Annotated in this window: 12 protein-coding genes and 1 pseudogene; 6 read left to right on the forward strand and 7 right to left on the reverse strand. The window is 43.1% G+C overall.

The genetic code is table 11. From position 1 onward, the window contains the following. Positions 1-125 precede the first annotated feature (125 nt). The 3 genes and pseudogenes from R7E38_RS07130 to R7E38_RS07140 form a co-directional block, all read right to left on the reverse strand. A pseudogene (locus R7E38_RS07130) lies at positions 126-1,055 on the reverse strand (SRPBCC family protein). Positions 1,056-1,192: 137 nt separating this feature from the next. Further along, positions 1,193-2,434: a sensor histidine kinase gene (locus tag R7E38_RS07135; RefSeq protein WP_226083065.1), complete on the reverse strand. Its 1,242-nt coding sequence runs from the start codon at positions 2,432-2,434 to the stop codon at positions 1,193-1,195. Then, positions 2,406-3,074 carry a response regulator transcription factor gene (locus R7E38_RS07140; RefSeq protein WP_025998582.1) on the reverse strand — a complete coding sequence of 223 codons (669 nt, stop codon included), beginning with the start codon at positions 3,072-3,074 and terminating at the stop codon, positions 2,406-2,408. The genes R7E38_RS07135 and R7E38_RS07140 overlap by 29 nt, the downstream gene beginning before the upstream one ends. An 89-nt stretch (positions 3,075-3,163) precedes the next feature. Between R7E38_RS07140 and R7E38_RS07145 the strand changes: the two genes are divergently transcribed. The 4 genes from R7E38_RS07145 (at position 3,164) to R7E38_RS07160 (ending at position 5,982) form a co-directional block, all read left to right on the forward strand. Then, positions 3,164-4,363, forward strand: a complete 1,200-nt coding sequence (locus tag R7E38_RS07145) for a DUF5666 domain-containing protein (protein ID WP_226083068.1) — start codon at positions 3,164-3,166, stop codon at positions 4,361-4,363. A 149-nt stretch (positions 4,364-4,512) separates the two neighbouring features. Continuing rightward, positions 4,513-4,809 carry a hypothetical protein gene (locus R7E38_RS07150; RefSeq protein ID WP_033906987.1) on the forward strand — a complete coding sequence of 99 codons (297 nt, stop codon included), beginning with the start codon at positions 4,513-4,515 and terminating at the stop codon, positions 4,807-4,809. Positions 4,810-5,118: 309 nt separating this feature from the next. Continuing rightward, complete coding sequence (locus R7E38_RS07155) at positions 5,119-5,700, forward strand: hypothetical protein (protein WP_225455663.1); 582 nt, start codon at positions 5,119-5,121, stop codon at positions 5,698-5,700. Between the two features lie 3 nt (positions 5,701-5,703). Continuing rightward, positions 5,704-5,982, forward strand: coding sequence for a hypothetical protein (locus R7E38_RS07160; RefSeq protein WP_033906986.1), 279 nt, complete (start codon positions 5,704-5,706; stop codon positions 5,980-5,982). Between the two features lie 476 nt (positions 5,983-6,458). Here the strand turns inward: R7E38_RS07160 and R7E38_RS07165 are convergent, their stop codons facing one another. Further along, positions 6,459-7,508: a hypothetical protein gene (locus tag R7E38_RS07165; protein ID WP_017634220.1), complete on the reverse strand. Its 1,050-nt coding sequence runs from the start codon at positions 7,506-7,508 to the stop codon at positions 6,459-6,461. Between the two features lie 439 nt (positions 7,509-7,947). Between R7E38_RS07165 and R7E38_RS07170 the strand changes: the two genes are divergently transcribed. Together R7E38_RS07170 and R7E38_RS07175 are read left to right on the forward strand one after the other, a co-directional pair. Further along, positions 7,948-8,409 (forward strand): hypothetical protein, encoded by a 462-nt coding sequence (locus R7E38_RS07170; RefSeq protein WP_005375842.1) that lies wholly within the window; start codon positions 7,948-7,950, stop codon positions 8,407-8,409. A 93-nt stretch (positions 8,410-8,502) separates the two neighbouring features. Further along, positions 8,503-8,976, forward strand: coding sequence for a copper chaperone PCu(A)C (locus tag R7E38_RS07175; protein ID WP_226083070.1), 474 nt, complete (start codon positions 8,503-8,505; stop codon positions 8,974-8,976). Positions 8,977-9,315: 339 nt separating this feature from the next. Here the strand turns inward: R7E38_RS07175 and yegD are convergent, their stop codons facing one another. The 3 genes from yegD to R7E38_RS07190 form a co-directional block, all read right to left on the reverse strand. Then, positions 9,316-10,668 (reverse strand): molecular chaperone, encoded by a 1,353-nt coding sequence (gene yegD / locus R7E38_RS07180; protein ID WP_005375838.1) that lies wholly within the window; start codon positions 10,666-10,668, stop codon positions 9,316-9,318. 121 nt (positions 10,669-10,789) lie between these two features. Next, on the reverse strand, positions 10,790-11,413 hold the full coding sequence (locus R7E38_RS07185) for a hypothetical protein (protein ID WP_005375837.1): 624 nt from the start codon (positions 11,411-11,413) through the stop codon (positions 10,790-10,792). 324 nt (positions 11,414-11,737) lie between these two features. Then, the gene (locus tag R7E38_RS07190; RefSeq protein ID WP_005375836.1) at positions 11,738-12,058 is read right to left on the reverse strand and encodes a DOPA 4,5-dioxygenase family protein; all 321 of its coding nucleotides are present in this window, start codon (positions 12,056-12,058) and stop codon (positions 11,738-11,740) included. Positions 12,059-12,060: the final 2 nt, after the last annotated feature.

Raw genomic sequence — 12,060 nt, forward strand, 5'->3', positions numbered from 1 at the left:
CCTGTAAAATCATGCCTCAGCGATTGCTGAGGCATTTTTATGGGTAGTAACATATAGGCTATTATTCTTTAATAACATTTCGCATAACCAGTATGATACCTAAACACCCTACTCGCCTGCGCCTGTCATTTCTTAAACAAAATAATTTCCGTTCTTAGCTCTTCTTCCGTGGTTTCCTTCGGGCTATTCAGATAGCGTTCGATTCCTAAAGGACTGGTTTTGACTTTCATACCACTCTGACGAACCAAGTTCATCGCTAAAGCCCATGCATTTCCCAAAAACTGATATTCACCTCGGTGTTCAACGACAAATGTTTCACTCTCAGGAATGGTACCAGTAACCGCCCCTTGAGGCGCTGGTACTGAGTTATGAAGAGGAAAGCAAGTGATAAACTCGAATGTACCTTTCTGCATATCCATCGACTGGTAATAACAAAACAATTCACCATTCACGGATAGGGTTTCGTCACTAATTAACTGTTCTAGTTGCTGAACATGCTTCTCAATTACCGAACCTAATTCCTGCAAGCTAGCCACACCCTTGATCCCAATGTAATGAATTTGAGGCAACGTTCGGTTACCAATTTCGGCTAAGTCTGAATGCACTCGTCCGGTTTCAAGCTTACTTTTAAGCATGCGTAACCCACGTTGATAATCCATCTCTATCATCGACTTAAACATACTTTTCAGAAAGAACAGATATCAAGGGACGCGAGATTGCATTTGCCATTCGACTAAACAGCCATTTTGTGACGGCGTCACGATTAGAGTCACCTTTCCATGGCTCTTGATTGGGCGAAAGAAATGCAGCTCCATATCTAATCGATGCTCTTGAGTACTTTCCAGTACAATCGCGCCAGTCCCAATACGCTGACCATTCCATTGATAACCAGCTCCAACGTGGCCCTGATTATCACTGAATGTCAGCTCGCAGCTTGGTTCAAGAATGATCCATGGTGACCAGCTGGGCCAGTTATTGAAGTTCTTGAGATAGCCAATAATTTCACTTTGATTCTTATTAATTTCAATACTTCGGCTGACCTGATAAGAGAGCATAACGGTTCCTCGAGTTTCCGCTTCACTAACTTCAGTCTAATTCAAATTCCAGTTTTTTCTTGTTTGACTGCGGGTTAGATGCGTACGAAAAGAAAAATCCAGAGCGTTAATTCTCACTTGAATCAATACGCGCAAAGCTAAGAGCAGAACTCCACTTTTGCACTAAATCGAACACCATCATCGTCCAGTACTAACGCCCATCCCATCCGTTCACATATTCGTTGTACGATAACAAGCCCACAACCATAACCAGCGTTGTACGTCTCGTTGCCATCGTGACGATTTAGGATCTTAAGCGCATGACCTTTCAACTCAATTTCAATATCTCCCACACTATAGCTAAAGGCGTTTTTAATCAGATTGTTGATAACAATGGCCACAAAACTCTCTGGTGCCTTCACTACACCACTATGTTGTTCGTGCAAAGCGTAATTCGAATCTTGCTTGGCAAATAAAGGAGCCAGCTCTTCCAACTGTTTTTGTAAACAAGTGAGAAGCTGATGCTCTCCGTAATGCTGAGGCTCTATTTTCTCTTTACCAAGTAAGAGAAACGCTTCTGTCAGTACACGCATCTCGTCACAAGCTGACTGCATCCTCGTGATGGCTTTTTGCGCAACTCGAGGTTGATCAGGAATACGCGTCAGAATGTCTGTTGAGCCTTTAATCACCATGATTGGCGTTCTCAACTCATGCGATGCAAAACGGCTAAATTCTTGTTCTCGTTTGAAATAGCCCGCGATATCGTTTTTATTATCCAGCAAAGTTTGCTCTATCTGGCGTGTTTCGCTGAACTTAGTTTCAACTTGGAACGCGGGTTGATCCGGTGACATTTGGCTAATTTTTTCTTCGATTTGCGCTAGTGGTCGAGACAATATTCGCACCATATAAATGCCATACCCGACCATAACAAATGAAAATAAGCCACCGAGCAGTAGCGTAAACTGATGCAGCGAGCTTTCGTATTCGTCGAGGTAATCATCGGAGTCATCTTGAAATACAATGTACATAAGCCCCTTCCCTGAGGGGTGTTTCAATACGACAAAGTGTTTGTCTTCTTCACCAAGCAGATATTCGTAAAAACCAGGTGAAGTAAAAGAGAGCAACCAATCGGGTGTCGGTGCTTCACTCCAATATGAGTTGAATTCCAATACGTTTGGCAATGGCGCATCCCAGCCCTGTTTCTCGAAATTCTCACTATAAAGCGCAGCTTCAGTATCTAGCCAGTGATGTAAACTCAGCACTTCCAGTTTGTTTTCTGCCACATAAATCAGCGACCAAAAAAGAGTAAACATCACAAACGTCATGACCCCAAAACCCCAACGGATCTTGCGATAAATGCTTGGATATTCGTTATGCTTTAAGTCGGTAACCTTGTCCATGAATAGTCTCTAATCGTGATTCTTCAAAACCTTTGTCTAGCGCGGTTCTTAAACCGTAAATATGGCTACGAAGTGCATCACTTCCGGGTGGTTCGTCTCCCCACACACTATCGATCACTTCTGTGCGCGTGACCGCTGCTGGAGCACGTTGGAGGAGCAATTTTAAAATTTTAGTTTGAATTCGACTCAGCTTAATTTCTTTGTCTTTTCTCGTTACTTTTCCTGTCCGCGCATCTAAACAAATATCTGCAAATTTGAGCGTTCCGATATCTTGTCTTGGACCACGATTAGCCAAAGCATGAACACGCAAACTGAGCTCTTCCATCGCAAATGGCTTCATTAAATAGTCATCTCCCCCCGCTTTAAAAGCCGCGATTTTGTCCTCTAGCGTATCTTTTGCCGTTAGGAAGAGAATTGGCGTTCCACATAACTTATCTTGTCGAAGCTTCTGTACCGTACTGATGCCATCGAGCTTCGGCATCATGATATCCATGATGATTACATCGTAATGATTTTCCTCGATTAACTTAATCGCAGCCTCTCCATGAAACGCACAATCGATAATCATGCCTTCTAGCTCAAGATAGTCTGCAATCGTCTCCGAGACGTTATGGTTGTCATCTACAATTAAAATTTTCATAAAATCACATTTCTTCACGATCTCTTCACGATATGCCCAATAAGATACAGGCAATTTCCTAAACTCGCTCGTAAATTGAGGTTAATACAATGAAAAAACTCGCTCTTATTTCTGTAGTAGGTTTGGCATTGTCTGGTTGTGGTGGTTCAGGTGGTGGCAGCAATAGCGATAGCACATCAACTCAACCAGCAGTGAAACCAAGTGTAGCGATTGGCTCTGTTGAAGCGGTCAACGCTGAAGAAAGCACGTTAACCGTCAATGGACATACGTATCGTGTGTCTGAGGTGGTTTATGACGACACACAAGTGCAACTGGCCGATGTAAAACCAAAAATGGTGGTTCGCGTGGGGTCAGATATTCGGCAAGCTTCGAATAATGGCGTCCGAGTCACACTTGAACCAACCATTACAGGACGTGTCACAGCGATTGATCATGTGAAGAAAACATTTACGGTAAACGGCGTAGATCTGCAGTTTGACGGTTTAAGTGATGATATAGAGGTCAACGACTGGGTGATGGTGTCATCATTGCCAACTGCTGATGCGGGTTATCGAGTGTTGTCTGTGGTCGAAATCGACGTAGATAACGATTACCCAGCCCTTGGAAGCTACTACGAACTGGAAGGTCGCATTACTAGTACCGATGAAAATGCTGGCACGTTTGAGCTTGGTACAAATATAACCGTATCTTACGACAACATTAGCCAACTTAGCATCGGCCAATGGGTGGAAGTAGAAGGTGAAATGCAAAACGGTATCTTCATGGCACATGAGGTACAAGTTGAAGACTACGACGATCTAAAAAATGACAGCGATGTGGAAGGTATCGTGACTTGGGTTGCCAAGGATTATAGTGAGTTCTCTCTAAACTATCGAGGAGCCTTCTTCATTGATAACGCAACACGATTTGAGGATGGTAGCAAAGCTAATCTAGAACAAGGTCAAGAAGTAGAAGTGACCTCTGTGATGAAAAATGGCAAACGCACAGCTACCGTCATCGAATTTGAGCGGTCGGAGTTTGACAATGACAACCAATGGCGGGGTAAAGAGTTTGAATGTGAAGGCTATGTATCAAACTACGATGCTGATTCAAGAGTGTTTGAAGTTGAGCATTGTGAGAATGATGCTGATCAAGTACTAAGTAACACCACCGTTGTGATTGATGCACAAACACGCTTCCAAGGCATTGAAGAACTTAACCTAAATGGTGCTCGTGTCGAAGTCGAAGGTGTGATCATTAACAACCAAAATATTGCCCGTGAAGTGGAGTTAGACGTTTACGACAACTAATCCCTTCTACGCTTAAGAAAAAGTGTCACTTCGATGGCACTTTTTCTTTTCACCTTACTTTGCTTCCCAAGCTCAAACCAACAAATTCTCAGCCAAAGCCTTTTCTCTCCGTTACACTTTACCTATGTTCCACAAAATTGGTGACAACTATGAAAAAACGCAACCTCATTTTGTTAGTCTTGTTTTTTGGTTCAGCCACGAGCTTAGCTAGCGTTATGGATCCTGACTGCGATGCAGAAAAGGCAGCTAAAGCCGCTGCGACAAAAGCCGTGGTTGGTGTTGGTGGTCGCTGTACGCCTAAAGAGGCACTGAAAGATACCGCAGTTGATGCAGGAAAAGACAAATTGCCAGATGAAGGGATGGCGGGTAAAGCTGTTGATGCAATGACACCGGAAAAAGAGAAGAAAACGGTGAAAGACGTAACCAAAAAGCTCAATAAAGATTAACACCTACATCATAGATGTTTGAGCGTAAAAACATGTTCCTAGAATCAAGTGGCTATTTACCTGTTGTTTGAAGCACACGTCTAATCTTGGTTTTTTCATATTCCAAAAACTGCATTTGACCACACACTGTTTTTACTACACAAGTTCAAAAACTAGTAATAGTTTCTCCTAACTTTGAGACTTTGAGTCTAACTAAATGCGCAATGCATTGCATACAGATTGCTTGCCTATATTGTACACATACTATATCGGTTTAACGATGGTTAGAGGTTATAGTGAACAGACTCTAAAAACCGAACTGTAGTTCAATTGGCGGTACTGACTGGCTTAGATGCCGATTTGAACTTCATCAGAAACAACAGAGAAAAGGTTTTGCCTATAATCACAGGTGTCATTTTGTATCGACAGCTCAATAGACTCGACCAAAGAAAAGTCCTTGAGCAGGTACAGGCTTTAGGGAGTTCGAAATTTTTCGGTAAGATTCAAATGCTGGTAGCGCAAAGTATTGCTAAGCCAATGTGGAACCCTTGGAGCCTGTCAGATGGTGAGCTGCGCCAGTATTTTAATACTCATAAGGCAGTTGCAAATTTCCTTTCTACATGGTTTATCACCATCGATATTAAACTTGAGGTCGGCTTTATGGCAGCTGTTATATACGCACTATCAAAAGGTCAAGGGGCTGCATTGATTAAAGAAATGGCTTCAGTGCATATCGCTGAAGAGACTTTCAAAAACCTCAGCCTCTCATTAACTGCACAACAAGCTGGCGCGAGAGCATTTTTTGTAGCTGTTATTCTCACTACTGTACTCAAAGGCTTTAACGAGGCAGATGCGCTAGCTGCAAAGAAAGAGTTGTTACGACGTAATATGCTTAGAATAGAGGATTTGTAAGCTATGTTTTGGATACTGGGTCTTTTGGTTTCCTTGTTTATCATGTACTCGGATTACGCGCATTACTTCTATACCAAGCGACATGGAAAGAAATCTAGGGTTTCTCGCTTATTAAGCTTGTTGATCACGGTAACGCTCCCTATGATTGCGACTATCGAGATTTTGAACGATCTTAATGTAGAGAAAACCAGCTACCAAGTGTGTGTAGTTTTAGTCTCAGCTTTAGTTGGCCTTCTGGTCTGCTTGTCGGAACAGTATCGTTTTAAGTCAGAAAGAGATTAGTGGTATCGGGTTGTACTGCTATCAACAAAGGCATCAAATTGGTGCCTATTTTATTGTTGGTGTATTAATAACTGATCTGGCGAGTAAGGTCGACTCGAATGTCTTCTCACGTTCACCCTCGAGCACGAGACCGCTATCATGACTTCTTTAATGAAGGAAAGAGAACCTTTTGACTCGGGGAATTAGAGCTCTTAATCGTCTGAATGCACATAGTTCATACCCTCCATTGAGACGTCGGAATTATTCGCTGTACCATGATAGAAAATTATTTCTGTATTGAAACACATATACCTTGCTCGTGAATATCTAGCTGTCTCGGACATCTCAAATCTAGCCTCAACTTACATCCAAATGAAGTTGTAGTTTGTATGACCAATTGCTCATAGTTTATTTAACAAATAGAAACGAGTTCATGGGTAGCTAATACAAAAAAGAGCGCCGATTGACGCTCTTTCCGAACTTTAATAGATAACCAATTATGCGGTCTCTGCTTCACCTATCCAATGATAATGGTGGTTGGCTTTTTTCCCCACTAAACCGAGCTCTGCCAATTCTTCAAATACCTTGTCTACCTCTTCCGCAGACAGCCTAAACTGTTTAGCAACGGCTTTTTTGGTGCACGTAATTTGATGCGTTTTAAGTGCATCGCTAACTTGCTCTAACAAGGTTTTCGGTTCCTTTGGTTCTTCTGGCTCCGGCGCAGCTGGTATTTCTTGCTCTTCTTCCTCTTTTATATGAGGAAGATAACCCGCAGGCGCTGGGTCTATATCGCGAACTGTTTTCAATATCATGCCCTCATTTCTGCGATAGAAATATCGGAACCGTTGCTCTTCACCAATCAAGCCAACAAAAAATGCAGCAAAGAAGTCCAAAAGAATCGAAAGAAATACAACCAAGCCAAGCTGAGCTTGCTGAGAGGTGGTACCAAATGCGTTGGCTAGGCTATCAATCAAACCAATCACTGAGCCTTGCGTAACCGGCGGTAAACTATCACGCTCCATAGCCAAGCGTTGCTGCTCTTCACGTAAGGTTTTGTTTTGATCCTGAATGCGAGTTACACCAGTCGCGATACGCTCCATCTCGATGTATTTCTGCGCTGCCATATTGTTGAGCTCAATCTGCTTATCGATTGCCGCAATCTGACGATTAAACGCTTCCACTTTCGCCTGCTCTACCGAAATATGACTTTGTGCACTATTGGTTGCACTATTAATCCCACCAATACTACCGCCAATGGAAATCGCAGCTAAAACTAAATAAAACACGAGAGCGGTTGCTGCTCCTGTGTAGTTGCGATGGGCTCGGCGCTCACCGTATTCATACCAAGCGTAAAATTTACCCGCTTCAAAAATGATCGCTAAACCACCAAATAAGGTTTGCATCATCGGGTTTTCGTCGATAGACAAAAATAGCAATAGAGAAAAAATAGTCGATGCTAAAATCGCAGCACCGGTGAATGCATATACACTCACCATGGCAAATCGACCTTTAGGGTATCGATATCCAATCTGTTGTTCGTATTTCATTTGAGAAATTTCTTAAGATTAATCGCCCCTCCGACTAAGTAGGACGGACGTTTCTGGCATGTACAAAGGAGCGCAGAATACCGTATCCTTTATTAAATTACTGTCATAATTCCGTTAATGGAAAACAAGTGAAGATTCGGTGTGCATTTTGAATCGATATCAGCCAAATCTAGCACGTAAAAACACCACCACGACACCCACTAACCGAAGCTTCAGTGACATATAAGAGAGATTAATTCGGTATCTTCAAAAGCGACTAGGCAAGACTGACAAGTTGAATTGGAGGTTGTGAATGTCAGCCGAATCAAGACATTAAAGCGTTAAAAATAGGCAATAAAACAAATAATGCACACTTGCATCACCTTTTAGTAAACTGATAATTACATTGTTTGGTTAATTTGTTAGTATCCCGCGCCGAAGAAGATAAGCACTCAATTGTATGGAAAACACTCTAATACAGCACAAACACCATCGCTTGCACGCTATTGCGGTTATTATCGCGGTGTTGTTTCAGTTGTATTTAGCGTCCACAGCCGCTCTTAATCCTACACAAGTTCACAGCACAACTTGGCTCAACAAAGTCCAAAGTGAAAAGGTTTTACTGTGTACCGCAGATGGTTTCAAATGGGTGGATATCAATACGTTGATTGAGGCTAACGCTCAATCTTCTTCTAAGCTCATCCAAGATCTTAACTTACACGACGGCTTTCAGTTTGAATGTCCGCTTCTTCAAGCTGTTCAATTCTTTCTTCTGGTTGCGATTGGGCTTTACCTGACAACCATCCATTGGCTGCGCCGAGTAAAGTATGCACTGACGACTTATCATTTTTCAAAATGCGATAAGTTCGTTTACAAACACATCGCGCCTAAGCACTCTCCGCCGAGTGTTTTTCCTGCCTAACAGGCATCTAATCATTGACAACTTTATTCAAAAATAACGATGACTCTGTTTGTTGTCCATTCAGAGAAGCTATTCATTCAAAAGGAAAAACACATGCTTAAATCATTTAAAACCGCCGCTATCGCGCTTATTGCTGTCATCGCTAGCCCACTGAGTTTAGCGCACGATTATGAAGCAGGAAAAATTCATATCGACCATCCATGGAGCCGCGAAGCGCCACCAAACGCACCTGTTATCGGTGGTTTTTTTCAATTAACCAACCACGGTGACAGTGAAGATGCATTGATCGCAGCAGAAAGCCCAATCGCAGGGCATGTCGAAATTCACACGCATAAGAAAGAAGATGGTGTGATGAAAATGATTAAGATTGACGAAGTGCGCGTTCCAGCCAATGACTCAGTGTTGTTTAAGCCAGGCAGCTTCCATTTAATGATTTTCAATCCAACACAAACTCTTAAAGAGGGTGACCGCTTCCCTATGACATTAACCTTTAAAAACGCAGGTAAGGTTGAAGTGGAAATGGCGGTTGAGAAACAAGGCCACATGGAACAACACATGCATCATTAATGACGCAAACAAAAGTGCCCGCTGATTTAGCGGGCATTTTTATCTCAGCTTAGTCAAAATCATTATCCAACAGGTCCTAACTCGACTCTTCAGAACAATGGTGATAAATAACGCTTGGCGAAACGGCGTCATATATCATAACAGCGTGCTCGGGCAAGAGATTCTAAATCACGCTCGTTCCTCGCTATTCAGAATGACCTTGAAAGACTTAAGATCCTAAAAAGGTTCCCTACCCGCTTAAAACTCAACCTCTCGACAAAGTTATCCAACCATCACTTGGCAAGCCTAAATGAAATCATAAGTTTGGCAACAAAGACCCACGGTTAATCGGCTTTCTTTCTACTTGAAACAAACCTCAGCCCAACGAGCTAAGCCGGCAGTTACTGAGCCAAAATAGTTTCCACTGACAACCGGAATACTTGGCAGTACGGTTTGCACCGCATCGCGCAAGATTGGCGAGCGTGCCGAACCTCCAGTCATAAAGATAGCATCGGGTTTAACTCCAGCTTGCTCTACCGCTTCTGTCACCAACGCCGTCATTTTATTCTTTGGCGACTGGATCGCTTCGATCATTTCGTCACGTTGTACATCAACTTCAATCGTTTCTGATAGTAAGTTGATGCCAGTTCGGTAAGAAGCTTGTTCTGAAAGTGCCACTTTTGCCTCTTCGGCACGGCGAACAATGTTGTAGCCTAAAGACTCATGATACACCTCTAGCAAACGAGCAAGTTTTTCTGGCTCTTGAGCCTGCTTTTGAAGCAACTTTAACGCTGATAGGTTCTCTCGCGAATAGAAGTCACTCTGCGCTTCTACATTATTGATTGCTATCGGGTTCCAGAATTGGGTAGTCGGCATCACAATGCCTGACTCCATTTTACTTCCCATGCCAAAAGGGAACATGAGCTGCTTAAATGCTAGCGCGATATCAAGATCATTCCCGCCGACACGCTGGCCACTGTGAGCTAACAAGCTTGCGGTCCTATCTGCTTTGCCGCGCCAAGACGGTCCCATTTGGATCAACGAACAGTCCGTTGTACCACCGCCAATATCGACTACTAGAATGATTTTATCTTCGCTGAGTGTCGCTTCATACTCTAGGCCCGCCGCGACAGGCTCAAACTGAAACTCCACATTTTGGAAGCCCGCACGTTTCGCTGCCCGCAACAAAATGCGTTCAGCCTGAATGTTAGCCGTTTCACCGCCACGCCCATGAAAGTTAATTGGTCTGCCGATCACAGCATCGGTAATACTTTGCTGCGCATCGTTTTCGGCTTGAGACTTAATATTGTCCATCATCGCGCAGACAAGGTCTTCGAAGAAAGCCAATTGCACATCACGCAAGCCAGATGCACCAAGAAAAGACTTCGGCGATTTCACATAATAGATATCGCGAGGATCTTCCAAATAGAGATTAAGTGCAGCCTGACCAAACGCGATGTCGTCGGATTCTAAGTCAATACTTTCTTCTCGGTTTAAATTGATTGCCCGGCGTAAAACCTGCTCACCAACTTGATCTAATGGTTTAATATCTCGATGGCGAAATAAATGCTCGGATACCGATTCACGAGTCGGTGCAGCAAGGGTGGAAGGAATAAAAGGGCTGTTTCCTTCTAGATTAAGCAGTACTGGATCACCCGATTCCATTTTAGCCACTGAACAGTTTGCAGTACCATAGTCAAAGCCGATAAACATTGTTTCTCCCACTGTCCCACTGATTAGTGGCCTTTTGACCGTTAAAAAGCTGGCAATGCTAACTTAATGGCATAAGAATTACTATCCCAAAATCAAGTGTAATTTAACGTGGAAAACCTATCTAAGGTACACTACTTTCTCTTTTTGCAGATGGCACAACAACCGCTACCAGTAAAGCTAACAACAGGAACACGGGGCTAAGCATTAATCCATGCCAGATTGAATACCCATCATGGAACAGCCAGAATATACCAAGCGTCAGTAGGTACGAAAAGTAGCTGCAAAACACCAAGCTAATCGCGACAAAGCGCTTTTGATTAATAATAAGAATCCGCACTAGATACTGGCTAAGAATACCAGAGCAGCGCATGGCAAGTTGCCAATTAATGATAAAGAAAGCAAGCGCAATAAACCCAGCTACGACCAGTGCATCATGCGTGCTTAAAATGAAGTAGCTACCAAATCGGCTTATGATGACCGGATAATCGCCTTCGTATATCGTTGACCAAGATATTGCGTTCGCTGCTGCTACGTAATTGGCAAAATAAGCAATGGCGTAGAAAGTCGTTTGAGAACTGAACGGCTGAAATACATCCGTACAAAATCCTCGCCACTCTTCTTTGTTGGCGGTAGGCCCAACCCAGTCACGTTTTTTTTGGGCGGTACGCCCGGCAAACTCAGGCCCGTTGCGAAACAACAGCCAAAATATATAGAGTGCAAGTATAACCAAGAGTATTGAAAACATACCCTTCCCCCTCAGAAATTATCGGCGCCACTGCCAATGGCGTTGGGGTCGTAAACTGCACTTCCCTGCTATACCTATTTGATTTATCAAAGACTTATTATTTTATTACCACCAAAATTCATTCAACGGCATACTAAACAGCGACATTTTCACGCTTTGTGTGAAGTTCGAAAGCCTACTTTTAGGTTTAGCACAAAAATAGCTACAGCAAAGCGTAAGAGAGGGATTCCGCACCCATCAATGAAGATGAGGCGTTAAGCAGAAGCTGTGACCGCAATGAGAAGAGAAGGATTCAAAGCGGCCATGCATGGGCAAGAGGAGCAACTATTTCTCTAACTTTTCTTCAAATACACCAATCTCTCTGCCCAACCAAATCGCGCGTTCTGTGTGATCGAGCAACTCTTCTTCGCTTACTGGGTGAATAAGCACAGAAAAATCGCCTCGAATCGTATCAAGCCACGCCAAGAACTCTTCACTCAATGATTCTAGGTGAATTTCAAACATCGGCATCTTGTGTGGGCCAACTAACCTTCCAACTAATGGAAACACACGCAGCACATCTTGACGCTCTTGACGGATGATCTCGTTCAAGGCTTGCGCTTTATCTTGTTCTCTTAGGGGAAAATAAACATGAGCGTGGTACATAA

The organism is Vibrio sp. Vb2131 (genome assembly GCF_033338535.1).
Classification (GTDB): domain Bacteria; phylum Pseudomonadota; class Gammaproteobacteria; order Enterobacterales; family Vibrionaceae; genus Vibrio; species Vibrio alginolyticus.